At 57.0% G+C, this 22159-nt stretch carries 24 protein-coding genes and 1 pseudogene; 11 read left to right on the top strand and 14 right to left on the bottom strand.

All coding sequences use genetic code 11. From position 1 onward, the window contains the following. Positions 1–115: 115 nt before the first annotated feature. Positions 116–409 (bottom strand): hypothetical protein, encoded by a 294-nt coding sequence (locus TU76_RS09175; RefSeq protein ID WP_019828708.1) that lies wholly within the window; start codon positions 407–409, stop codon positions 116–118. Between the two features lie 82 nt (positions 410–491). Between TU76_RS09175 and TU76_RS09170 the strand changes: the two genes are divergently transcribed. The 3 genes from TU76_RS09170 to TU76_RS09160 all read left to right on the top strand — a co-directional run bounded on the left by TU76_RS09170 (position 492) and on the right by TU76_RS09160 (position 2276). Then, positions 492–1178, top strand: a complete 687-nt coding sequence (locus TU76_RS09170; RefSeq protein WP_048351523.1) for a spermidine synthase — start codon at positions 492–494, stop codon at positions 1176–1178. Positions 1179–1230: 52 nt separating this feature from the next. Continuing rightward, entirely contained in the window at positions 1231–1605 is a 375-nt protein-coding gene (locus TU76_RS09165) for a YajD family HNH nuclease (protein WP_019828707.1), read from the top strand. A 200-nt stretch (positions 1606–1805) separates the two neighbouring features. Then, positions 1806–2276 carry an RNA methyltransferase gene (locus TU76_RS09160; RefSeq protein WP_019828706.1) on the top strand — a complete coding sequence of 157 codons (471 nt, stop codon included), beginning with the start codon at positions 1806–1808 and terminating at the stop codon, positions 2274–2276. Here the strand turns inward: TU76_RS09160 and TU76_RS09155 are convergent. The 8 genes from TU76_RS09155 to TU76_RS09120 all read right to left on the bottom strand — a co-directional run bounded on the left by TU76_RS09155 (position 2273) and on the right by TU76_RS09120 (position 8532). After that, positions 2273–3322, bottom strand: a complete 1050-nt coding sequence (locus TU76_RS09155) for an AI-2E family transporter (RefSeq protein WP_019828705.1) — start codon at positions 3320–3322, stop codon at positions 2273–2275. The two genes, TU76_RS09160 and TU76_RS09155, sit on opposite strands and share 4 nt — an antisense overlap. A 74-nt stretch (positions 3323–3396) precedes the next feature. Beyond that, on the bottom strand, positions 3397–4215 hold the full coding sequence (locus TU76_RS09150) for a DUF4892 domain-containing protein (RefSeq protein WP_019828704.1): 819 nt from the start codon (positions 4213–4215) through the stop codon (positions 3397–3399). A 145-nt stretch (positions 4216–4360) separates the two neighbouring features. After that, positions 4361–5215, bottom strand: a complete 855-nt coding sequence (locus tag TU76_RS09145; RefSeq protein ID WP_048351522.1) for an alpha/beta hydrolase — start codon at positions 5213–5215, stop codon at positions 4361–4363. A gap of 12 nt (positions 5216–5227) precedes the next feature. Further along, positions 5228–6028 carry an alpha/beta fold hydrolase gene (locus tag TU76_RS09140; RefSeq protein WP_048351521.1) on the bottom strand — a complete coding sequence of 267 codons (801 nt, stop codon included), beginning with the start codon at positions 6026–6028 and terminating at the stop codon, positions 5228–5230. Positions 6029–6140: 112 nt separating this feature from the next. Then, the gene (locus TU76_RS09135; protein WP_019828701.1) at positions 6141–6584 is read right to left on the bottom strand and encodes a hotdog fold thioesterase; all 444 of its coding nucleotides are present in this window, start codon (positions 6582–6584) and stop codon (positions 6141–6143) included. A 125-nt stretch (positions 6585–6709) separates the two neighbouring features. Next, positions 6710–7159 carry a phosphohistidine phosphatase SixA gene (gene sixA / locus TU76_RS09130; RefSeq protein WP_048351520.1) on the bottom strand — a complete coding sequence of 150 codons (450 nt, stop codon included), beginning with the start codon at positions 7157–7159 and terminating at the stop codon, positions 6710–6712. Further along, the gene (locus tag TU76_RS09125) at positions 7156–7488 is read right to left on the bottom strand and encodes a DUF4389 domain-containing protein (protein ID WP_019828699.1); all 333 of its coding nucleotides are present in this window, start codon (positions 7486–7488) and stop codon (positions 7156–7158) included. The genes sixA and TU76_RS09125 overlap by 4 nt, the downstream gene beginning before the upstream one ends. Before the next feature lie 18 nt (positions 7489–7506). Beyond that, complete coding sequence (locus TU76_RS09120) at positions 7507–8532, bottom strand: NAD(P)H-dependent glycerol-3-phosphate dehydrogenase (RefSeq protein ID WP_019828697.1); 1026 nt, start codon at positions 8530–8532, stop codon at positions 7507–7509. Positions 8533–8784: 252 nt separating this feature from the next. Here TU76_RS09120 and TU76_RS09115 point away from each other — a divergent pair, with 252 nt between their 5' ends. The 3 genes from TU76_RS09115 (at position 8785) to fabB (ending at position 12677) form a co-directional block, all read left to right on the top strand. Continuing rightward, complete coding sequence (locus TU76_RS09115; RefSeq protein ID WP_019828696.1) at positions 8785–10683, top strand: response regulator; 1899 nt, start codon at positions 8785–8787, stop codon at positions 10681–10683. Positions 10684–10932: 249 nt separating this feature from the next. After that, positions 10933–11448 carry a 3-hydroxyacyl-[acyl-carrier-protein] dehydratase FabA gene (fabA, locus tag TU76_RS09110; RefSeq protein WP_003210552.1) on the top strand — a complete coding sequence of 172 codons (516 nt, stop codon included), beginning with the start codon at positions 10933–10935 and terminating at the stop codon, positions 11446–11448. Positions 11449–11459: 11 nt separating this feature from the next. Continuing rightward, complete coding sequence (fabB, locus tag TU76_RS09105) at positions 11460–12677, top strand: beta-ketoacyl-ACP synthase I (RefSeq protein ID WP_019828690.1); 1218 nt, start codon at positions 11460–11462, stop codon at positions 12675–12677. 66 nt (positions 12678–12743) lie between these two features. Here the strand turns inward: fabB and TU76_RS09100 are convergent, their stop codons facing one another. Beyond that, complete coding sequence (locus tag TU76_RS09100; protein WP_019828689.1) at positions 12744–13751, bottom strand: amidohydrolase family protein; 1008 nt, start codon at positions 13749–13751, stop codon at positions 12744–12746. 138 nt (positions 13752–13889) lie between these two features. Here TU76_RS09100 and TU76_RS09095 point away from each other — a divergent pair, with 138 nt between their 5' ends. Then, positions 13890–14306: an OsmC family protein gene (locus TU76_RS09095; RefSeq protein ID WP_019828688.1), complete on the top strand. Its 417-nt coding sequence runs from the start codon at positions 13890–13892 to the stop codon at positions 14304–14306. A 73-nt stretch (positions 14307–14379) separates the two neighbouring features. Beyond that, positions 14380–15240: a pirin family protein gene (locus tag TU76_RS09090; protein WP_048351519.1), complete on the top strand. Its 861-nt coding sequence runs from the start codon at positions 14380–14382 to the stop codon at positions 15238–15240. Between the two features lie 19 nt (positions 15241–15259). Here the strand turns inward: TU76_RS09090 and TU76_RS09085 are convergent, their stop codons facing one another. After that, the gene (locus tag TU76_RS09085; RefSeq protein WP_019828686.1) at positions 15260–16579 is read right to left on the bottom strand and encodes a Na+/H+ antiporter family protein; all 1320 of its coding nucleotides are present in this window, start codon (positions 16577–16579) and stop codon (positions 15260–15262) included. 289 nt (positions 16580–16868) lie between these two features. Here TU76_RS09085 and TU76_RS25845 point away from each other — a divergent pair. After that, a pseudogene (locus tag TU76_RS25845) lies at positions 16869–18185 on the top strand (methyl-accepting chemotaxis protein); the annotation flags it as partial. Between the two features lie 102 nt (positions 18186–18287). Continuing rightward, the gene (locus TU76_RS25840) at positions 18288–19043 is read left to right on the top strand and encodes a methyl-accepting chemotaxis protein (RefSeq protein ID WP_404688903.1); all 756 of its coding nucleotides are present in this window, start codon (positions 18288–18290) and stop codon (positions 19041–19043) included. Between the two features lie 20 nt (positions 19044–19063). Here the strand turns inward: TU76_RS25840 and TU76_RS09075 are convergent, their stop codons facing one another. Genes TU76_RS09075 through TU76_RS09065 form a run of 3 tightly spaced genes read right to left on the bottom strand, consistent with a single transcriptional unit; the run spans position 19064 to position 21377 of the window. After that, positions 19064–20398: an ATP-binding protein gene (locus TU76_RS09075; RefSeq protein ID WP_037032732.1), complete on the bottom strand. Its 1335-nt coding sequence runs from the start codon at positions 20396–20398 to the stop codon at positions 19064–19066. Next, positions 20395–21063 (bottom strand): response regulator transcription factor, encoded by a 669-nt coding sequence (locus TU76_RS09070; RefSeq protein WP_019828683.1) that lies wholly within the window; start codon positions 21061–21063, stop codon positions 20395–20397. The genes TU76_RS09075 and TU76_RS09070 overlap by 4 nt, the downstream gene beginning before the upstream one ends. Then, positions 21063–21377 carry a PepSY domain-containing protein gene (locus TU76_RS09065; protein ID WP_037032730.1) on the bottom strand — a complete coding sequence of 105 codons (315 nt, stop codon included), beginning with the start codon at positions 21375–21377 and terminating at the stop codon, positions 21063–21065. The genes TU76_RS09070 and TU76_RS09065 overlap by 1 nt, the downstream gene beginning before the upstream one ends. A gap of 206 nt (positions 21378–21583) precedes the next feature. Between TU76_RS09065 and queD the strand changes: the two genes are divergently transcribed. Then, positions 21584–21940, top strand: coding sequence for a 6-carboxytetrahydropterin synthase QueD (queD, locus tag TU76_RS09060; protein WP_019410510.1), 357 nt, complete (start codon positions 21584–21586; stop codon positions 21938–21940). Positions 21941–22159 lie beyond the last annotated feature (219 nt).

The following is a 22159-nucleotide window of genomic DNA, read 5'->3' as shown; positions in this document are numbered from 1 at the left end:
CCTTTTCGGCGGCTAGAGATACTTCAACCGTGGGAGCGAGCCTGCTCGCGAAGATCATTCGCGAGCAGGCTCGCTCCCACGGGGGGCTTGAAGCATCCACAGCAAGGATGAACAATCAATCCTGGGGGATTTTGCCCTTCAAGTCTTTAACCTCAAGCCCCGGCAGCGGCTGGTCTTTGGGCGGTTGCGGCAGATCAATCGGTGGCAGCGGGATCAAGCTGCCACTTCCGGCAACCGGCTTGGGCACTGCTCTCGGAGTGATTTGCGGGTACGGGGTTGGCGTGGCAGTGCCCGGCGAACCCGGTGCGGCTGTCACGGGGGCACTCGGAACAGTCGTCAATTCCGTTGCCTGGGCTGCACTTATCAAGAGCGCGCTCCCTACAATGGCCGTTAGAATAGTGCGTTTCATCAATCACTCCGTTGCCAGACCGGCTTGTCTGCCCTCAGGCTACTCGTAACCTGCGGTTTTTGCCCCCTTCAATGAGATTTCCATGAAACGTTTTGTTTTGCTCGACACCACTCCGATCCCCGAAAACGGCGGTGCCTTGTGCCTGTTCGAGTATGGCGAAGACTTCGTGATCAAGATTCAGGGCGGTGATGGCGGCCAGTTGATGAACACCCGCATGCACGGCTCGGAAGACGCGCTGGCAGAAATCCCCTGCCGGAAAGTCGCCGGCCGGCCGCAGTCGCGGGTACTGATCGGCGGTCTGGGCATGGGGTTCACCCTGGCCTCGGCACTCAAGCACTTGGGCAAGACGGCCGAAGTGGTGGTCGCAGAGCTGGTACCCGGCGTGGTGGAATGGAATCGCGGACCGCTGGGCGAAAAATCCGGTAACCCGCTGCAAGACCCGCGTACCGTGATCCGCATGGAAGACGTGGCCAAGGTGTTGCAAGTCGAACCCAACGGGTTTGATGCGATCATGCTCGACGTCGACAACGGCCCCGAAGGCCTGACCCAAAAAGCCAATAGCTGGTTGTATTCGGCGGGAGGCCTGAGTGCATGTGCCAAGGCCCTGCGCCCCAAAGGCGTGCTGGCCGTGTGGTCTGCCAGCGCCGACAAACAGTTTTCGGACAAGTTGCGCAAAGCCGGTTTCAAGGCTGAAGAAGTCCAGGTGTTTGCCCACGGCAACAAGGGCACCCGACACACCATCTGGATTGCAGAAAAAATCAAAGGCTGATCAACAGCTAAACTTAACGACATAACCGTCATTTGTCTTACAAGGTGAACCCATGAGTTCGGTGAATCCACCCTCCCACACCGCCAAACTGGACCGCATTCTGGCTGATGCCCAGCGTGACCGTGAAATGGGCTATCGCGACAAGGCCCTGAAAATGTACCCCCACGTGTGCGGCCGTTGCACCCGTGAATTTGCCGGCAAGCGCTTGAGCGAGCTGACCGTTCACCACCGCGACCACAACCACGACAATAACCCGCAAGACGGCTCAAACTGGGAGCTGCTGTGCCTGTACTGCCACGACAACGAGCACTCGCGCTACACCGACCAGCAGTACTTTGCGGAAGGCTCTACCAGCAGCCCGAAAATTGCCAAGGCCACCCACAACCCGTTCGCGGCACTGGCCGGCTTGATGAAGAAAGACGAGTAGCGCCTCGCTGTCGTAGCAGTTGCCGAAGGCTGCGTCCGATTGCGAAGCGATCGTAAAATCAGAGCACGCGACTTCACTCTTAGGCCGCATGGCTCAGGTTTTACGACGACTACGTCGCCGGACGCAGCCTGCGGCAGCTGCTACGGAGTTAGGGACAACACAGGTATACTCGCGTCTTTTTTTCGCAAGGGCTCGGGCAAGTGGCAAACAAACGGTACAGCTGCATTGGTTTGTATAACCCAAAATCGCCGGAAAACGTCGGCTCGGTGATGCGTGCGGCTGGTTGCTACAGCGTTGCCTCGGTGTTTTACACCGGCAAGCGTTACGAACGGGCTCGCGACTTTGTCACCGACACCAAGAAAGTCCATCAGGACATCCCTTTGATCGGCATTGACGACCTGAAGAAGATCATTCCGCTGGGCTGTATTCCGGTCGCGGTAGAAATGGTCGAGGGCGCACGTTCCTTGCCTGAGTACACGCATCCGGACCGGGCGATCTATATTTTCGGCCCAGAAGACGGCTCGCTGGGCAAAGACGTGCTGGAGTGGTGCGAAGACGTGATTTACATCCCGACCAATGGCTGCATGAACCTCGCAGCCACGGTCAATGTGGTGCTTTACGACCGACTGGCCAAGGGCAATAACACCCGCTCCGGCCCCAAGTTCGGCTAGACCTTGCCTTTGTTCTGCTGGCTGGAGCTCCAGTCCACCAGCAGGCTGTAGGCAATGGCGAGCAAGGTAGGTCCGATAAACAAGCCGATAAAACCAAAGGCTATCAACCCGCCAAACACGCCGAGCAGAACAATCACCAGTGGCAGGTTGCCGCCTCGGCTGATCAAGTAAGGCTTGAGCACGTTGTCGACACCGCTGATGATCACCGTGCCCCAGATACCTAGGAAGACCGCCATCCCGTAGTCGCCTTTCCAGGCCAGCCAGGCCGTGGCCGGGACCCAGATAAGCGGCGGCCCCATCGGGATCAGGCTGAGCAGGAACGTCGCCAGCCCCAGCACCAGTGCGCCGGGGACTCCCGCGATCAGGAAGCCGATCAACGCCAGCAGCGCCTGAGCGGCAGCGGTACCAATCACCCCGTTGACCACACGCTGTACGGTGCCCGCCACCAGTTCCTGATAGTAATCGGCACGGTCGCCAATCAGCCGCTCAAGCAGGCCATGGACGAAGCTCGCTAGCCGCGGCCCGTCACGGTAGAAAAAGAACACAAAGACAATACTCAGTGTCAGTTCAAGGATGCCGCCACCAATCTGCGCACTGCGGGCCAAAAACCAGTTCCCCACCTGCCCCAGGTAAGGCTTGACTGCCAGCAGCAGCGCAGCGCCCTGCTCGTCGATAGTGTTCCAGATGCCGACCAAACGCTCGCCGACGATAGGGATACCGGCCAGCCAGGTCGGCGCATCAGGCAAACCTTCGAGCTGAACATCTTTGACGAAGGTAGTGGCATCGCGCACATGGTCTGCCAGGTTGAGCCCCAGCCACACCAGGGGCGCGGCGACCAGCAGCATCCAGCCCAGGGTCAGGATGCCCGCAGCCAGCGACTCGCGCCCTCTGAGCACGCGTGTCAGCAGGCGCATCAGGGGCCAACTGGCGAATGCCAGCACCGCGCCCCAGAACAAGGCCGACCAAAATGGTGCCATCACCCACAGACTGGCACCGAACAACACCAGGAGCAGAATCTGCACCAGCAGGCGATCGTTATTGAGCATGTGTGTTCCACAGAAAGTTCAGAAATCAAAGAAGGACGACGACTACGCAGAGTGTAGCCGTCGTTTACAAGATGCTAGCGCAGTAACTCGATACGCAGCCCTTTGGCATCGCTGTCACCCAGCTCCAGTCGGGCGGCCCGTACACCCTTGCTGATCAACCCATCGCGCCAGGCAGAAGCCTTGGCACCGGTCAAACTGACTCGGGAAGTTGAATCAAGGTTCAATGCCCTGGAGATTAACGTCAGCCACTGTGCATCCGGCTCATCTGCAAGCTTGGGAAAGTCCAGCTCACCCGTGCTTTTCAACTGGCGTTGCAAGGTAGCCGAAGTAGGCAACAGTTCACCCAGATCGGCGCTCGCCTGGAGTTGCTCGACGTGCAGGTAGCCTTTGCGACTGCCCCGATTGATCCCGTACAGGGCAACCAGCTGGTTCTCCCGGGGTGCTGCCCGACGCAACAGCAAATAGGTTTGTTGCTCATCGGAGCCGACCAGCTTGGCGTTGCCGAAAACCTCATTGGCCCACAGGCTGCTTTCGCCACAGTCACGGGCCTGGCACCAGAACAGCAGCTCTGCGCCCTGCTCCTGTAATGCCTCACGGGCAGCGGTAAAGGCTTCAGTCGCCGAGTGTTCGGCGGGTAACTCGTAGGTGATGGCCGTGGTTTGACCACGGGTGTTGACCTGCCCCTCAAATCGCAAGCGGCCGCTGATCTTGCGGATCGAGCCCATCGGATAGATACGTTCGACGTCAGGCTTGACGGCGTAGTCGACAATTTGCGCATCCGCGAGACGCGGTACGTCAGGCAAATCCTGGCTACCGGGCACATCGCTGGCCCAGAGTAACGGGCTAAAACAACTGAGGCTCAAGGCCAGGATATAACGATTGGGTATTTTCATCGGCGTACTTCACCGAGAGATAGCGTGTGGCTCAGCATCCTCACGATAGAGACCGGATGGCCTTTCGGGGTCGCAGCGGTGTAGAGATCTATCATGGTCGTCTCCCATTTCAACCCGCCAAGCCTCGACAGTTGGTCGCCGCAAGTCAAGGAACGGCGAAGAACCGATTGAAACAGTCTGCAACAAGGATCGCTCCCGCTTCGTCATTCAGGTGCAAATGATGGCCACCCGGCAACCGCTCCAGGTGGAAGGGTAGTCGATCCAGTAGCTCCGGATGGCTGGCCAGCATGCCCTGTTCCGCCACAACCAACGCTGTCGGGCAACTCACCCGGCGAATGAAAGACATGGCCTGCTCGTCATTCATGCGCAACGGCGTCGGCAATGTCAGTCGGCTGTCGCTACGCCAGCTGTAACCACCGGGGACCGGCATCAAGCCACGCTGAGCCAGCAGTTCTGCGGCATCCCGACTGACGGCGACCAGGCCTTTCATCCGCGCTTCCACGGCGCGGTCGAGGGTCGGATGCACCGATTTACGCTTATGCGTCAGGTCGAGTTGCGCCTGCAAGGCCTGGCCCATGCGCTCAGCCACATCCCCTTCGGGGCCACTGCGCGCTACGATGCCGTCAATCAACGCCAGCCGGGTCACTCGCTCCGGGAACGATCCGGCGATGACCACTGACACAATCGCCCCCAGCGAATGCCCCAGCAGCGCAAATCGCTCCCAGCCTAATTGCTCGGCCACACACAACACATCGAAGGCATAGTCCGCCAACCCATACCCTGCCCCTCGTGGGCGGTGATCCGAATGGCCATGTCCGGCGAGATCCAGTGCCACGATGCGCAACCCGGCAAGCTTTGGCGCCAGCCGGGCGAAGCTATTGGCGTTGTCCAGCCAACCGTGCAGCGCTATCACGGGCAGGCCGTCCTCTGGACCAAAAATGTGCGCAGCCAGCTCGATATGCGGCAGGCTCAGGCGAATTTCTTCAACCACAGGACTCATGCAAAGTGCTCTTTAAAGGTCGGAATGACGAAGCTCCCAGCGGGCAAAAATCTGTTTGAGCAGGCGGGCGGTGTCCTGCGGTCGCTCCAGCGGAAACATGTGCCCGCCCGGTACGCTCAGGGACTCTCCGTTGGGCATGCGCGAAACGGCCTTGGCATGATGGTTCATGACCACTCGACTGTCGCGCCCACGCACAACGGTCAGCGGTACCTGCAACTGAAAGGCCTTGCCGGGACTGGTGTGGGGCACGCCGCGATAGATATCGATCTCAGTCGCCGGATCAAAGCTCAACCGCAACCGGTCATTAACCGGTTGTAATCCGTGCTCCAGATAAGCCTCAAAGCAGTCAGGGTCAAAACTGCGAAACAGCGACTTGCCCGCAAAGTAGGCGCGCGCCGACTCACGGTCCGCAAATTCTTCGCGCCTCCCCAGCGTGCGACCCGCCGGGGTCAGGCGATCGATCAGGCCAAAACGCTTGGCCGCACGAATCACCCACTGATCGGTACGTGTCAGCACCGGCGAATCCAGCATGACCACGCCCCTGTACAGGTGCGGGCAACGGATGGCGGCATGCAGGTGCAGCATCCCGCCCAGGGAATGGCCAACACCCAGTACGGGCCCAGCTTGTTGTTGCAGGTGGAAAATCAGTTCATCGACGAGGTTATGCCAGTTGTTGTCCACCGGGTAACGGGGGTCATGCCCGTGCTTCGGCAGGTGAGTCACGCTGAAGTCCGGGGCAAGGGCACTGAACAACTTGCCATACGTGGCTGAAGGGAAGCCGTTGGCATGGGCGAAAAAAATCTGCCGAGACATACAAGGCGTCCAGATGCGGGAGGTATGCCGTATTGTCTGCAGGAAGATTCTTCATATCAATGACCGTATGCGCCATGAGTGGCGACAATACGGCCATTATCTGGCCGTTTGATCACCGGGCCGGCGGTGTTTCGCCCAGGGGCACAACGGCGATGGTCAGGCGGGAAATGCAACTGAGTTTGCCGCTGTCATCGCTCAGGCGGATATCCCAGACGTGGGTCGTGCGACCCATGTGCACCGGGCGGGCCACAGCGCTCACCCGGCCGCTGCGTACGCCACGCAGGTGATTGGCGTTGACCTCAAGGCCCACGCAATAAAATTTTTGGGTATCGACACACATAAAACTGGCCATCGAGCCGAGGGTTTCGGCCAGCACCACTGACGCCCCGCCATGCAGCAGGCCGAAAGGTTGGTGGGTACGATGATCGACCACCATGCTCGCCGTGATGGAGTGGTCATCGAAGGCATCGAAAGTGATGTCCAGGACGTCGCAAATGGTGTTTTTGCGCAGCTCATTAAGGCGCGCCAGGTCGGGCGGTGTGATCCACGAAATCATGCAGTCATTCCTTGGTCTGTGAGTGTTGGTGGCGGCGTCATTGACGTGCAATGCAGCCGCAAAAATGCCATTGATCCGCCCCAACTATCTTTCACTACGACCGGAATGCGCAACCGCTGCAATGATCAGGGGTGATGAACACCGAGCAGGGTCATGCTGCCAGCCAGCGGCCACTCACCTTCGAGCTCCACCAGGCTGGCCGTCTGCATCGGCTGGGGCTGACGCACATGACCATGCACCAGCAGACTGATCAACTCGCCCACAAACGGCTGATGACTGACCAGCAGTACATTACCGCTGTCCGGCAGTTTGCTGACCGCAAACTTGGGCTCACTTTCGGGTGTCAGCCAGGGCACGGTGATGAGGCCGGATGTAAAACCAAGTGCCTTGCGCACCAGCTCGGCGGTTTGCTGCGCCCGCACGTAAGGGCTGACCAGAATGCTGTCCAGCGGCTGGCCAATCAACAGGGCTGCACTGCGCAGCACCTGCTCACGACCATGGGCTGTGAGCTCGCGTTCGGCATCACGCCGGGCGTGAGGCTCGGCTTCGCCGTGACGCAGAATCCAGATTTTCATGGCTTGGTCTCTTCGCCCTTGGCGGTTTGCGCGTAGGGAGCTTCACCTTCTGGTGCACGCGGGGCCGGCCAATCGGCAAACGGCCAGGGTTTTTGCTCGGTGTGAAAGCTGCCAAATCGACCTATTTGTGCGAGGTAAAGGCTCAGGCTATCCCCAAAGTTCATCAGGCCGCCATTGGGAGCACCGTAAACCACACGGTATATCAGTTGCACCAGCACCAGCCCGCCAAGCACCAATTGCGCAACCTGCCAGACCAGCAAGAAAACCAGCATCCACAGCACGCGCAAAACGAGGGACTCGTACTTGGGTGCGTTTTTAGTGTCGTTCATGTGCTGCTCCTGTCGTGCTTAGTTGAAACCGCTGGTGGAGATAAAATCGACATCCGTCTTGGGCTCGCCGCGCATCAGCTGCCCGATGACCTGATCCAGGGTGTAACCCTCGAACAAGATCGCGTGCAGGCCAGCCACCAGCGGCATGTACACGTTCAGCTCTTGCGCCTTGGCCTTGAGCACCTTGAGGGTGTTAACGCCTTCGGCGACCTCCCCCAGTCGAGTGACGGCCTCTTCCAGACTGAGCCCCTGCCCCAGGGCGAACCCCACCTGGTAGTTGCGGCTTTTGGCCGATGAGCAGGTAACGATCAAATCACCTACACCTGCCAAGCCGAGGAACGTCATCGGGTTTGCGCCCTGGCTCACGGCAAATCGGGTCATTTCAGCCAGGGCACGGGTAATCAGCATGCTCTTGGTGTTTTCACCCATGCCCAGCGCCACGGCCATGCCGGCGATGATTGCGTAAACGTTTTTCAACGCCCCGCCCAGCTCTACCCCAAACCGGTCAGCACTGGCATAGACCCGGAATGTACGACCATGCAGTGCCGCCTGAACGCGGTTGCAGAGGTCTTCATCGGCGCTGGCGACCACGGTGGCAGTCAACGCATGCTCAGCGACCTCGCGGGCAAGGTTGGGCCCTGACAAGACGCCAATACGCGCTTGAGGGGCTATTTCTTCGAGAATTTCGCTCATCAGCTTGAAACTGTGGGCTTCGATCCCTTTGGTCAGGCTGACCAGCATTTTGCCGCTCAAGCGCTCGGCGTGTTCGGCCAGAACGCTGCGCAAGGCGCTGGACGGCAAGGCTACAAAACACAGCTCGCAGGCATCGAGCGTCGCTTGCAGGTCAGTGACCGGCTCAACTGCGGGGTGGATTTTGATGCCCTTGAGGTAACGCGGGTTTTCGCGATTGAGGCGAATGGCCTCGGCTTGCTCGGGGTCGCGCATCCACTGATGCACACGATGACCGTTTTCTGCCAGCAAGTTGGCCACGGCGGTGCCAAAGCTTCCGCCTCCCAAGACCGCAATAGCGTGCTGTTCAGTCATATGCAATCCCGTTTTCCATCTAGCAGTGGCAATGGCGGCATTATACGGAGCACATCCCCCGCGACCAGCCCTATGGCATATAGATGGCTTTGACTGAAAAAGTGCAAGACCTCAGTTAACATGCCGCTCAGGTACTCACCTTCAAGAGGCAGCTTCGCTGCACTTCAAAATGAACGACTGCAGGTCAAGGATGACAACGTATATGGGAGATGTATTCGCTGGGCGCAGAGTTTCTGTCGGAGACACGTTCCCATGATGACTCGCAGCCGGTGGGATATTCACACCCGTACACAAATGATGAGTCTTGGCCCGGCCTTGTTGTTGACCTTGCTGTTGATCAGTTTTTTCACGTTCGTACGCATTCAGGATTTACGTCAGGAACTCAAGCACACCGGCCAATTGATCGCCAACCAATTGGCACCCGCTACCGAGTACGGGCTCATCACGGGGAATACCCACGTCCTGGAACCCCTGATCAACGCCTCGCTGAACATCCCACACGTACAGTTTGTGCAGGTACAGAATCGTACCAATGAAGTGCTGGCACAGGCCGAGCACTCCCCGCCCGGCAATGAGCAGGGCTCGCAGGTTGAAGTGTTCCAGGCTTCCGTCAGATTGCAGAAGAACCCTTCGGGGGATTATTTTTTGCTCAGCAGTAACCAGACGCCTGCACCGACAGAAGACTATCTGGGACGGGTACTGGTTGGCATGTCCGGTGAGGCGTTCAGCACCCGCCAGCAAGAAATCCTGCTCAAGGCGGTGATTCTCGCCTTGTTTGCCCTGGGCTTCACTTACCTGCTGGCCAGACGCCTGGCATCCAACCTGTCCAAGCCCATCAGTGATATGAGCAATGCGGTCAAGGCCATCCAGCAGGGCGACTACACAACGCCCCTGCCGGTCGTCGACGATGGCGAACTGGGCAGTCTGGCCCAGCACATCAACAATCTGGCCGATGGCCTTGAACAGGCCAGCCGGGAGCAACATGCCGCCATCGCCCAACTGATTCAGACACGTGAAGAAGCCGAACGGGCCAACCGTGCCAAAACCGACTTTTTGGCCATGATGAGCCACGAGCTTCGTACGCCGATGAATGGCGTGCTAGGCATGCTGCAACTGCTGGAAACCACGGAAATGACTGAAGAGCAGGCTGAATATGCCGCTTTAGCGTCTGAGTCCACCGAGCATTTGCTCAAAGTCATTAACGATATCCTCGACTTCTCGCGCATCGAACGGTCAGCCCTTGAACTGGAGCGCATCCCCTTCAACCTCGCAGAGCTGGTCAGCAATTGCGCCCAGGCTTTCCAGCACAGCGCCGTGCAACGCGGCCTGCACTTGCAACTGACAATCCCCGAGGGCTTGCAGGACTTGCACGTGCTGGGGGACCCGACACGGATCAGGCAAATTCTGGTCAACCTGATCGGCAATGCCTTGAAATTTACCGAGCATGGCCAGATCAGCATCGAACCGCTTTGGCAAAGGCTGGATCATGAGTTGATCTGGTTTACTTGTGTCGTGCGCGACAGCGGTATTGGTATCAGCAGCGAAAAACTGGATTCCATGTTCACCGCTTTCCAGCAGGCTGACAGCTCGATTTCGCGGCGCTACGGTGGCACAGGGCTGGGCCTGCCCATCGCCCGCACGCTGGCTGAACGCATGGGCGGCACGTTGCATGCCACCAGCGAAGAGACCCTGGGCTCAGTGTTCACCCTGGAAATCCCGTTGGAACTGCATCAGCCCGCAGAGCACAGTCAAAGACCTGCACTGGAGCCGGAAACGACGTGCGCGCCAGGGCGTAAAATTCTGTTGGTGGAAGATAATCAGGTCAATCAGACCGTCATTGAAGCCATGTTGAGCAGCCTGGGATATGAAGTGAGCATGGTCAGTGATGGCGCACAGGCCATTCACTTCGCCAACACCGAGCGCTTTGCCGCAATTCTGATGGACTGTCGCTTGCCGATCATCAACGGCTACGAAGCCACCCGGCAAATTCGTCAACTGCCCGGGTGCATGACCCTGCCCATTATTGCCCTGACCGCCAATGCGTTGCAGGGTGATCGGGAAACCTGTCTGCAAGCCGGAATGAACGATTACCTTGCCAAGCCGTTCAAACGAGCTGATCTGGAACAAATTCTGCTGCGCTGGGTCCAGTAACTTATGGCTAAAAGGCCACCTGCGACTGGCGTTAAACACAAAAGTGCGGCAGTCTTAGGCACCCGAATGGGCCACTGAACCGGCCCGATTTAAATTTTCAGTGCACAAGTGTACATTCTTGCCCTTTGCGCTGTGACTTTCACTACAACGCAATAGTCTATGTGTAGGCTGGCGAACTGGAACTCGTATGTTTCAGTTGGTCGGGAAGATTTGCCCCACCCTGCCGCATGGGATTATTGAGGAGCTCGCATGACCAAACAAAACGCCTTTACTCGGGAAGATTTGCTGCGCTGTAGCCGTGGCGAGCTGTTCGGCCCAGGTAACGCGCAACTGCCCGCCCCTAACATGCTGATGGTTGATCGCATCACCCATATCAGCGAAGAGGGTGGCAAGTACGGCAAAGGTGAATTGGTCGCCGAGCTGGATATCACCCCTGACCTGTGGTTTTTCGCCTGCCATTTCGAAGGCGATCCGGTGATGCCAGGTTGCCTGGGCCTCGACGCCATGTGGCAGCTGGTCGGCTTCTATCTGGGCTGGCAAGGTCTGCCAGGCCGCGGTCGTGCCCTGGGTTCCGGCGAAGTGAAGTTCTTCGGCCAGGTCTTGCCGACCGCCAAGAAAGTCACCTATAACATTCAAATCAAGCGCGTCCTCAAGGGCAAGCTGAACCTGGCCATTGCCGATGGTTCGGTCACTGTCGACGGTCGCGAGATTTATACTGCCGAAGGCCTTCGGGTCGGCGTATTTACTTCCACTGACAACTTTTAAGGGTTATCCGCATGCGCCGCGTCGTTATCACTGGTCTGGGCATCGTTTCGTGCCTGGGCAATGACAAAGAGACCGTCTCCGCTAACCTGCGTGCAAGTCGCCCTGGCATCCGATTCAACCCGGAATATGCCGAAATGGGTCTGCGTAGCCAGGTTTCCGGCTCCATTGACCTGCCTCTCGAAGAGCTGATCGATCGCAAGATCTATCGCTTCGTCGGCCACGCAGCGGCTTACGCCTACCTGGCCATGAAAGACGCCATCACTGATTCGGGCCTGACCGAGGAGCAAGTCTCCAACCCGCGTACCGGCCTCATCGCCGGCTCGGGTGGCGCGTCGACCTTGAACCAGATGGAAGCGCTGGACATCCTGCGCGAAAAAGGCGTCAAGCGCGTTGGCCCGTACCGCGTTACGCGGACCATGGGCAGCACCGTTTCTGCCTGCTTGGCTACTCCCTTCAAGATCAAGGGCGTGAACTACTCGATTTCCTCTGCCTGCGCCACCAGTGCTCACTGCATCGGTACTGCGGTCGAGCAGATTCAGTTGGGCAAGCAAGACATCGTTTTCGCGGGCGGTGGTGAAGAAGAACACTGGAGCCAATCGTTCCTGTTCGACGCCATGGGCGCGCTTTCCACTCAATACAACGACACGCCTGAAAAAGCGTCCCGTGCCTACGACAAAAACCGTGATGGCTTCGTCATCGCCGGTGGTGGTGGCATGGTTGTGGTTGAAGAGCTGGAGCACGCTCTGGCTCGTGGAGCCAAAATCTACGCTGAGATTGTCGGCTACGGTGCGACATCCGACGGCTACGACATGGTTGCTCCAAGCGGCGAAGGCGCCATCCGCTGCATGCAGATGGCAATGTCTACCGTTGACGGCCCGATCGACTACCTCAACACCCATGGCACCTCTACTCCAGTAGGCGACGCCAAGGAAATGGAAGGTGTTCGCGCGGTGTTCGGCGACAAGGCGCCAGCCATCAGCTCTACCAAGAGCCTGTCGGGTCACTCTCTGGGCGCCGCCGGCGTTCACGAAGCGATCTACTGCTTGCTGATGATGGAAGGTAACTTTATCGCTGGTTCGGCCAATATCGATGAAATCGATCCGGTCGTTGCCGACATGCCGATCCTGACCAAGACCCGCGAGAACGTCACTCTGAACAATGTGATGAGCAACAGCTTCGGCTTCGGTGGCACTAACGCCACTCTGGTACTGAAGCGCTGGGCTGAATAAGCCTGCTGCTCGCAGGATAAAAAATGCCCCGGACATCCGGGGCATTTTTTTGTCCTGAATAAAGCGTCATGGCTGCTTTTTCGGCAATACCGCCAAAAAGTTGTCCTTGGCGACTTGGCGCGCCACGCTGAGGGGCAATGCATCTAGGAACGGATCAAAGCTGCGCAATTCCTGACCCAAATTGTCGAAACGCCCCACTACATCCGAGCCCAGCATAAAACGCCCGGGGAAGCGCTCTACCAACGCAACCCACTCAGGCCTTGCCAAGCCCTGCTCATCCAGCAGATACGGCCTGAGCATGCTCCAGGATAGGTCTACGTACAGATTCGGGTAAGTGGCCAGCAACCGTTCCAGGGTCGGCAACAAAAATGGCATTTGGGTTTGATGCCGATGAATCTCGGCGCTGGTGCCAGCGTGGGCCCAGATAAAGCGGGTATCGGGATGCCGAGCCAGGGGTTCCTCCAGCTCGGCCAGATACAGCGGGTTCCTCTCACGTTTCGACGTGATGTTGGAATGCAGCAAGACTGGCAAATCATGTGCGCCAGCCAAGGTGTAAATCTTGTTCATGGCTTCATTGTTGGCTCGCGGCGTATCCCCGGCGATCAGAGCTGTCAGATCATCATGCCGGGTAAACACCTCGCCGATGCCTTGCCACAGCCCGGGGTCGAGATCGAGCATGCGCTGGATATGTGCCGCCGAGTTTTTGTCATTGGGATTAAACCCTGACAGAAACGGATGAAAGTGCCGACGCTGCTCTGCAGTCAAACCTTTGACCGCCGCAGCCACCCATACATCCGTGGCACTGAACCAATAGGCATCCGCATCATCACCCGCGTAGTAGCGTGGCCGCTTGGGCTCGTCTTCATGCCACTTCTTGGCAACCGGAATACCGGAGATCATGACGTGCTCGATACGGTTTTGCGCCATAGCCGCCAGCAACTTGTCCATTCCCGCCGTTTCCTGGAAGAAATCGACGTAATGCAGATGTGCATCGCTGTAGGCGTAGTCACGGGACTGGGCCCAAGCACCGGAAGTCGCCAGGGCCAACGCCAGAACGCAGTGTTTCAATCGCACCTGCCACCTCCTGTTTTATTGACTCCAGTAGACCTGCGAGGCCACGCAAGGTTTCAGCTTGGGATCAAAGGGAACGCATGACTCGCCGTATGCTCTATAAAGATCAGGACCTTTATCACTGCCACTCCGAGGTTTGCCATGACTGTTACCGTTAATACCGAGTCCCACGAAGGTTTTCGTCACAGCATTAAAATCGACGATCACGAGGTGTTTACTGACTTGCCTAAATCCATGGGAGGCGAAAGCTCCGCTCCCTCCCCCCATGATTACTTCGATGCGGCCCTAGGCGCCTGCAAGGCGCTGACACTCAAGCTCTATGCGCAAAAAAAGGACATCCCGCTCACCGGCGTGACCGTCGAAGTCAAGCACGACGCCAGCGAAGAGCAGAAAGGTAAATACGCCCTGCACGTCAAACTGACGCTCAAAGGCGTACTGACCGATGCCCAGCGCGATGAACTGCACAATGTGGCCGACAAGTGCCCGGTGCATAAATTGATGACCACCGCCGAGGTCACCATCGAAACCCATTTGTCTGAAGGTGCCTTCAGCCAGTAACGCACCGGTTCTACCTGCAGGCCTGCGAAGCGTTGGGTTATGCTCAACGCTTCTCCATTGCAGGGACCTTCAAATGCTCACACTGACCATGATTCGGCCACGCGCCGAGGATGTCGAAGGCCAGCCGATCTTGCGCTCCCTGCCCTCGGCCAAATGCCGCAGCGTCGGGCCTTTTGTATTTTTCGACCACATGCTGCCTACCCACTATCCACCCGGCCACGGGATGAATATCAGACAGCATCCGCACATCGGTCTGTCCACTCTGACCTATTTGTTCGAAGGGCAACTGCAACACAAGGACAGCCTGGGCTCTGACCAGCAGGTTGGCCCTGGAGACGTCAGCTGGATGACCGCAGGCGCGGCCATTGCTCACGTTGAACGTACACCCGCCTCAATTCTGGCGCACGGTTCTAGCCTGCACGGGCTGCAAGTGTGGCTGGCTTCGCCCAAGGAGCATGAACAAGGCGCAAGCCACTACAGCCATCATGATGCGGACAGCCTGCCGGTCAGTGAGGGTCTGGGCGTGATGATTCGCCTGATTGCGGGCACGGGTTTTTGCTTGGTCTCACCGGTACCGGTGCTCTCACCGACCCTGTATGCCGAAGTGCAGATGCAGACAGCCACTACGCTGCTGGTTCCTGCTGAACACCCGGAGCGCGCACTGTATGTGCTCGAAGGTGAAGTGCAACTGGAAGGTCAGACGATCGAGCCCCGCTGCCTGGTACTGTTGCCGCCCGGCGAAGCCATGACCCTGGGTGCCATGAGTGACAGCCATATGGTGATAATCGGCGGGACGGCGCTCGATGGTCCGCGCCGCATGAACTGGAACTTCGTCGCCAGCGATCCCGCCCTGATCGAGCAGGCCCGATCTCGCTGGGCCGCAGGACATTGGCCGACAGTACCTGGAGAAACCGGTCGTATCGAACTGCCTTGAAGCCCAGCCCGCAGATGCCTTACAACACCATTGCCGCCACCCAGCCAAAGGCCAGCAACGGCAAATTATAATGCAGGAACGTGGGCACTACGGTGTCCCAGATATGGTGATGCTGGCCGTCAATATTCAGACCGGACGTTGGCCCCAGCGTGGAGTCGGACGCAGGAGAGCCCGCATCACCCAGGGCGCCCGCTGTACCGACGATACAGACGATGGCCATTGGGCTGAAACCCAGCTGTACGCAGAGCGGCACAAAAATAGCCGCCAGAATCGGCACAGTGGAAAATGACGAACCTATACCCATGGTCACCAGCAATCCAACCAGCAGCATCAGCAGCGCGCCGACGCCCTTACTGTGGTTGATCCAGCCAGCAGAGGCTTCAACCAGTGATTTGACTTCGCCCGTGGCTTTCAGGACCTCAGCAAATCCCGACGCTGCGATCATGATGAAACCAATCATGGCCATCATCTTCATGCCTTCGGTGAACAAATCATCAGTCTCGCGCCAACGCACGATCCCCGAGGCCGAAAAAATCAGAAAACCTGCCAGCGCACCAATGATCATGGAGCCCAGCCATAGCTGAATGATAAACGCCGAGGCAATGGCAGCACCGGCTACCAGCAGTGTGCGCGGGTTATAACTGACGGCAACCTGCTCAACCTGTTCTATCTTGGCCAGGTCATATTCGCGTTTTTTACGGTAACTGATAAAAACTGCCACCAACAAACCGAACAACATCCCTAATGCCGGGATTGCCATTGCGTGGGTGACATTGACCTGGCTGATGTCCACGCCGCTTTTGCTGACGTTGGCGAGCAATATCTGATTAAGAAAGATATTGCCAAAGCCCACCGGCAAAAACATGTACGGCGTGATCAAACCAAAGGTCATGACACAAGCGATCAAGCGCCGGTCAATTTTCAGCTTGGTCAGCACATACAACAGGGGGGGAACCAGCAAAGGAATAAAAGCGATATGAATCGGCACAATGTTTTGCGAAGAAACAGCCACAACCAACAACAGACCGATCAGTAACCATTTAACGCTGTTGCCACCGACCGCATGCTGCTTGTTGACCATCATCAACGCTTTGTCCGCCAGGGCATGGGCCATGCCCGACTTGGCTATTGCTACGGCAAATGCACCCAACATGGCATAGGACAACGCCACCTGAGCACCACCGCCCAATCCACCGTTGAAAGCATTGAGCGTTGCCTCGATGCCCAGCCCGCCAACGAGACCGCCCACAACGGCCCCCACTATCAGTGCAATTACCACGTGCACACGGGACAAACTGAGCACCAGCATGATGCCGACCGCGGCAATTACTGCATTCATCATTACAACCTCATAGCGCGCACCACGATAAAACACCGTAAAGCGGAAAATTTCGGGCAAAAGACGACTGTTCCAATCGCCGGATCTGGAAGGGTGGACCTTTTTGAGGGCGCACACTTTGCAGCACCTCCCGCGCCTTGTCAAAGCGCAGGCCCAAGGCATCCAGACAATCTTCCCCAACCGGCCTTATCCCTAGTATTTAAAGGGCTAAATAAGCTTTTTAAAGACCGGGCAAAACACTAAAAACTCCGGTTTTTACGTAAAGAAAAAAGCCGCGTGGCCGCTAACGATGAAAGCCCCTTTTAAGGATGTATCCATGTCGCTCAGACAGCTTTCCATCCAATGGAAAATCACCCTCCTCGCCGGACTTTGCCTGCTGGGCGTTGTTACCTTGCTGGTGGGGCTTTCTCTCTATCGCATGGATCACACCGCCGACATGGTGGAGGCTTCAAGCTCACAGATGCTAAATGAGTCTGCGCAAGCCCGCATTGAGGCTCAGGGTGAAGCCCAGGCACTGGCAATCAGTCGCCAGTTTATGGACGCCTATCAGTACGGCAACGGGTTCGCCCGACAAGTCCTGTTTTTACGTGAGCAATCCGAGAAACGCTTCCTGGATGCTTTCGACCTGCGCGAAGACCTGACACGACAGGTAAAAGCGGCATTGCAGGCCAATCCGGATTTGCTGGGGCTGTCGCTGGTATTTGAAGCCAACGCACTGGATGGCAAGGATTCACTCTTCGACCATCAAAAAGAGCTGGGCAGCAATGATAAAGGGCGTTTTGCCCTTTACTGGTCGCAACCGACACCGGGCAAGCTGAGCTCGATGGCCCTGCCCGAATCGGATATGGCCGACACCAGTACTGGCCCCAGCGGCCAGGCCAATAACGCGTGGTTTACCTGCCCTCGCACCACGCGCAAACCGTGCATTATTGAACCCTACTTTTATGAAATCGACGGGCAAAACATACTACTGACCAGTATCGTTTTCCCGCTGATTGTTGACGGAAAGGTCATTGCTTCACTGTCGGTTGATATCAACCTCAACAGCTTGCAAGCCATCACCGTCCAAGCCAGTCAGAAGCTGTACGACGGGCAAACACGCGTCGGCATTATCAGCTCAGCCGCCATTCTGGCCGGTTTCAGCGCTGACGCCAGCAAACTTGCCCAGCGCCTTGATCAGGTAGACGCCAGCGATGGCGCTGAACTGATCCGCATAATGGCCACAGGCAATCAGGCGCAGAGCATTCGCAGCCAGCAACGCCTGAAAATCCTGACGCCTTTCCAGCCGATCCCGGGCAGCAAGCCCTGGGGCGTATTGCTCGACGTGCCTGAAGCCGTACTGGTCGGGCCTGCCCAGGCCCTGCAGGCAGAACTGGACGAACGCAATAAAGCCGGAGCCTTGACCGAGATGGCCTGGGGCTCTCTGGCCGCCATTATCGGGCTTCTGCTGGTGTGGTTGATGGCCCGCAGTGTCACGCGCCCGATCCTGGGCGTGGCCAACATGCTTGAAGACATTGCCAGTGGAGAAGGTGATCTGACCCGTCGCCTGGCGTATGACAAACAAGACGAACTGGGACAGCTCGCCAGCTGGTTCAACCGGTTTCTCGACAAGCTGCAACCGACCATCGCCGAGGTCAAACGCTCGGTGCAGGACGCCCGCAGTACGGCCGATCAATCGGCGGCCATTGCTACCCAGACTAGCGCGGGCATGGAGCAGCAGTACCGTCAAGTCGACCAGGCGGCCACAGCCTCCCATGAAATGAGTGCAACGGCGCAGGATGTCGCTCGCAGCGCTGCACAGGCCGCTCAAGCCGCTCGTGATGCTGATCAGGCGACGCGCCAGGGACTCACGATCATAGACCGTACGACTGCCAGCATTGATCATCTGGCTGCCGATATGAGTGTGGCCATGGCGCAAGTTGAAGGGCTGGCTGCCAATAGCGAAAAAATCGGCTCCGTACTGGAAGTCATTCGTGCCATTGCCGAACAGACCAACCTCCTCGCCTTGAATGCGGCGATTGAAGCGGCGCGGGCAGGCGAAGCCGGGCGCGGGTTTGCCGTGGTTGCTGACGAGGTGCGCAACCTGGCACGCCGGACTCAGGAATCGGTTGAGGAAACCCGCCAGGTCATCGAACACCTGCAAGCGGGAACTCAGGAAGTGGTGAGCTCCATGAGCAACAGCCATCGCCAGGCTCAGGGCAGCGTGGAGCAGGTAGGACAAGCGGTGACGGCCTTGCAGCAAATCGGTGATGCCGTGACGGTAATTACTGACATGAACTTGCAGATTGCCAGCGCGGCTGAAGAACAGAGTGCCGTGGCAGAAGAGATCAACAACAATGTTTCGACTATTCGTGATGTCACAGAGTCTTTGTCTGAACAGGCCAATGAGTCTGCCAGGGTGAGCCAGGCCCTGAACTCACTGGCTAACCAGCAGCAAAAATTGATGGATCAATTTAGGGTTTGATCCGTCGTGCGATGACGGCTTTACGCCGTCGTCGCCTTTTGCGTACGCCCGGGGAGCTTGATTCTTACCATCAGCCCACCCAATGAGCCCGTTTCAAGCGCCATCTCACCACCCCAGACATCAACAATGTCTCGCACGATGCCCAAGCCAAGGCCATGGCCACTGGTTTGTTCATCCAGACGCGTGCCCCGGCTGAACACCTGATCACGTTTAGCCTCAGGAATACCGGGACCATCGTCCTGTACCTCAATCAGAAATCCGTCTGGAGTTTGGCTCACGCTCAGGTCTACCTGGGCGTCGGCCCATTTACAGGCGTTATCCAATAGATTGCCGAGCAATTCGAGCATGTCTTCCCGATCCCAAGGCAGATGCAGCCCCGGTGAAGCATTGAGCGACAGCTCCAGATGCTCACCATGAATCATCCCAAGAGTCGCCAGTAGCCCCGGCAACTCGGCATCAACGTCAAATTGCGCACCTGGCAAGGCATCACCTGCCAGCCGGGCACGATTGAGTTCCCGACTCATGCGCTGCTGAATGTGCTCCAACTGTTCGCGGAGTGTTTTTTGTATCTCGGGATAGGCCGCAAGTCGCGAGTCACTGGCAAGACTGATTAAAACTGCCAGCGGTGTTTTTAATGCATGCCCCAAATTACCCAACGCATTACGCGAGCGTTTAAGGTTGTCTTCGGTATGGGCCAGCAAGTGGTTTATTTGCGTGACCAGGGGTTCAAGCTCAAGGGGGACTCTCGAATCAAGCTGCGAGCGCTGACCTGATTGCAACTGAGCGATTTGTTTACGCGCCGTCTCCAATGGCCGTAGAGCACGGCGAACAGTAACGCGCTGCAACAGTAAAATAACTACCAGGGCAAAGACGCCCATTCCCAGGCCAATCTGCTGAACCTGTTTAAAGCTTTCACGTATGGGGGTGTAGTCCTGGGCAACACTGATGGAGACCGCTTGGCCTAGGCGCTGGTAGTCACTGCGCATGACCAGCAACATCTGCCCTTCTGGACCAGGTTGCAGTTCGCTGCTCAACCCGGGCTGGCTGGGGCGCGGTAATTGAGCGTCCCATAGCGAACGAGAGCGCCAATGAGTATCGCCAAACTCGATACTGAAGTAATGCCCGGAAAATGGCCGCTGATAAGCAGGCGACAACCGTCGTTCATCCAGCTGCAAGCCTTGAGGGCCGCGACTTAACGCTATCAGCAAGTTCTCGCTATCGTTTTTCAGGCCTGATTCCAGATAACGCTGGAGGCCATTTTCAAACAGCCAGAGGCTGACTTGACCTACCACCAGACCCGCGACCAACAGAACACTGACCAAACCCAGGCTCAAACGCCTCTGAATGGATCTCACTGACCGACAGCGCCGAAAATATAGCCTTGACCGCGACGAGTTTCGACCACTGCACGCCCCAGTTTGCGACGTAAGTGGTTCACGTGAACCTCTAAAACATTAGAGTCACGTTCGGTTTCGCCGTCGTAAAGATGTTCGGCCAGATGGCTCTTGGAGAGGATCTGTTGGGGATGCAACATGAAATACCGCAGGAGGCGAAACTCGGCTGCGGTCAACTGCACCTCGGTTCCCTCTCTGATTACACATTGACGTGCTTCATCCAAATGAAGCCCAGCAGATTTCAATAAAGGCTGATTCGCTTGACCGTGAGAACGACGCAACAGCGCCTGCACCCGCAATTGCAGTTCTTCAGGATGAAAAGGCTTGGTCACATAATCATCTGCACCGGCTTTAAGGCCATCTATGCGTTCGGACCAAGAGCTGCGGGCCGTCAAAATCAGAACAGGCGTCGCCAGCCCTTGTGTGCGCCATTGTTTGAGAACATCGATGCCGGACATCCCCGGTAACCCCAGATCAAGAATAATCAGGTCATACGGTTCACTTTGTCCTTGATAAAGGGCATCGCGGCCATCGGCAAGCCAATCAACTGCATAACCAAGGCGTGTTAATCCGGCCATCAGTTCATCGGCCAAAGGAACGTGATCTTCTACCAGCAGCAACCGCATTAATCATCTACCTCATCTTTAAGCAATTGACCATTGCTGGCGTTCAGCTTGATCTCGCGCACAACGCCGCTGGTCGTCAGCAACTCAACCTCGTAAACATAAACGTCGTCATCTTCCTCCAGCTCTACCTCCAGCAACTTTGCACCAGGGTGACGCTCAAGGGCTTTTTGAAGCAGCTGCTCCAGCGGCTGGATCAAGCCTTGCTCACGCAAACGCAGGGCCTCGTCCGGGCCCAAGTCTCGCGCAATAGCCATAGAACAGAAAGCAGAGAACACCAGCACGATAAATCCACTTACTCGTAGGTTCACTGTCATCACTTGCCTTTGCGGCCTCCGTTCAATGTCATTTTTGCGATATCAAAAACAGGGAGCATAAACGTATTGGCTTAATTGAAACTGAATCAGCTAACCCTCGCCCTCTGATTGCGGGAGGTATACACCTGCGCTGGGCGTTAACTGCTAAACTGCCGCCCTGTATTCATCGCTCAGGCGATAGTCACCTTTCAAGAGCTATAAATATTGTGGAAATTTTCAAAGAGTTTACCTTCGAATCTGCGCATCGCCTGCCTTACGTTCCTGAAGGCCATAAATGCGGCCGCTTGCATGGTCACTCATTCAAGGTGGCAATCCATTTAAGCGGTGATATCGATCCGGCAACCGGCTGGATTCGTGACTTCTCAGAAATCAAGGCGATTTTCAAACCACTTTATGAGCTGCTTGATCACAACTATCTGAATGATATTCCTGGCCTGGAGAATCCAACCAGCGAAGTGCTGGCCAAGTGGATCTGGCAACAGCTTAAGCCTTTGCTTCCAGAATTATCCGCGATCCGAATCCATGAAACCTGCACCAGTGGTTGCATCTACTACGGTGACTGAGTCAATTGCGCCAAAAAACCACCTGAATGGGTGGTTTTTTTTGCCTTGAAAAAAGCTACAGGCAGGATGCAAGCGGTTTAAACCTGCCAATACTTTTCTCGCCACAAAAACAAACCCCCTGTCTGCGTTAGCAGACAGGGGGTTTGGAATTTAATCTTGACGATGACCTACTCTCACATGGGGAAACCCCACACTACCATCGGCGATGCATCGTTTCAC

It is taken from the genome of Pseudomonas psychrophila (assembly GCF_001043005.1).
Lineage (GTDB): Bacteria > Pseudomonadota > Gammaproteobacteria > Pseudomonadales > Pseudomonadaceae > Aquipseudomonas > Aquipseudomonas psychrophila.
This window is presented reverse-complemented; position numbering and strand designations above follow the sequence as displayed.

Excerpts from the sequence above, each read along its gene's own strand:
- fabA (WP_003210552.1), top strand. The coding sequence starts at position 10,933 with ATGACCAAACAAAACGCCTTTACTCGGGAAGATTTGCTGCGCTGTAGC.
- fabB (WP_019828690.1), top strand. The coding sequence starts at position 11,460 with ATGCGCCGCGTCGTTATCACTGGTCTGGGCATCGTTTCGTGCCTGGGC.
- TU76_RS09145 (WP_048351522.1), bottom strand. The coding sequence starts at position 5,215 with ATGAGTCCTGTGGTTGAAGAAATTCGCCTGAGCCTGCCGCATATCGAG.
- sixA (WP_048351520.1), bottom strand. The coding sequence starts at position 7,159 with ATGAAAATCTGGATTCTGCGTCACGGCGAAGCCGAGCCTCACGCCCGG.
- TU76_RS09135 (WP_019828701.1), bottom strand. The coding sequence starts at position 6,584 with ATGATTTCGTGGATCACACCGCCCGACCTGGCGCGCCTTAATGAGCTG.
- TU76_RS09115 (WP_019828696.1), top strand. The coding sequence starts at position 8,785 with ATGATGACTCGCAGCCGGTGGGATATTCACACCCGTACACAAATGATG.
- TU76_RS09065 (WP_037032730.1), bottom strand. The coding sequence starts at position 21,377 with ATGACAGTGAACCTACGAGTAAGTGGATTTATCGTGCTGGTGTTCTCT.
- TU76_RS09140 (WP_048351521.1), bottom strand. The coding sequence starts at position 6,028 with ATGTCTCGGCAGATTTTTTTCGCCCATGCCAACGGCTTCCCTTCAGCC.
- TU76_RS09175 (WP_019828708.1), bottom strand. The coding sequence starts at position 409 with ATGAAACGCACTATTCTAACGGCCATTGTAGGGAGCGCGCTCTTGATA.
- TU76_RS09095 (WP_019828688.1), top strand. The coding sequence starts at position 13,890 with ATGACTGTTACCGTTAATACCGAGTCCCACGAAGGTTTTCGTCACAGC.
- TU76_RS09165 (WP_019828707.1), top strand. The coding sequence starts at position 1,231 with ATGAGTTCGGTGAATCCACCCTCCCACACCGCCAAACTGGACCGCATT.
- TU76_RS09120 (WP_019828697.1), bottom strand. The coding sequence starts at position 8,532 with ATGACTGAACAGCACGCTATTGCGGTCTTGGGAGGCGGAAGCTTTGGC.
- TU76_RS09070 (WP_019828683.1), bottom strand. The coding sequence starts at position 21,063 with ATGCGGTTGCTGCTGGTAGAAGATCACGTTCCTTTGGCCGATGAACTG.
- TU76_RS09150 (WP_019828704.1), bottom strand. The coding sequence starts at position 4,215 with ATGAAAATACCCAATCGTTATATCCTGGCCTTGAGCCTCAGTTGTTTT.
- TU76_RS09170 (WP_048351523.1), top strand. The coding sequence starts at position 492 with ATGAAACGTTTTGTTTTGCTCGACACCACTCCGATCCCCGAAAACGGC.
- TU76_RS09090 (WP_048351519.1), top strand. The coding sequence starts at position 14,380 with ATGCTCACACTGACCATGATTCGGCCACGCGCCGAGGATGTCGAAGGC.
- TU76_RS09085 (WP_019828686.1), bottom strand. The coding sequence starts at position 16,579 with ATGAATGCAGTAATTGCCGCGGTCGGCATCATGCTGGTGCTCAGTTTG.
- TU76_RS09125 (WP_019828699.1), bottom strand. The coding sequence starts at position 7,488 with ATGAACGACACTAAAAACGCACCCAAGTACGAGTCCCTCGTTTTGCGC.
- TU76_RS25840 (WP_404688903.1), top strand. The coding sequence starts at position 18,288 with ATGGAGCAGCAGTACCGTCAAGTCGACCAGGCGGCCACAGCCTCCCAT.
- TU76_RS09155 (WP_019828705.1), bottom strand. The coding sequence starts at position 3,322 with ATGCTCAATAACGATCGCCTGCTGGTGCAGATTCTGCTCCTGGTGTTG.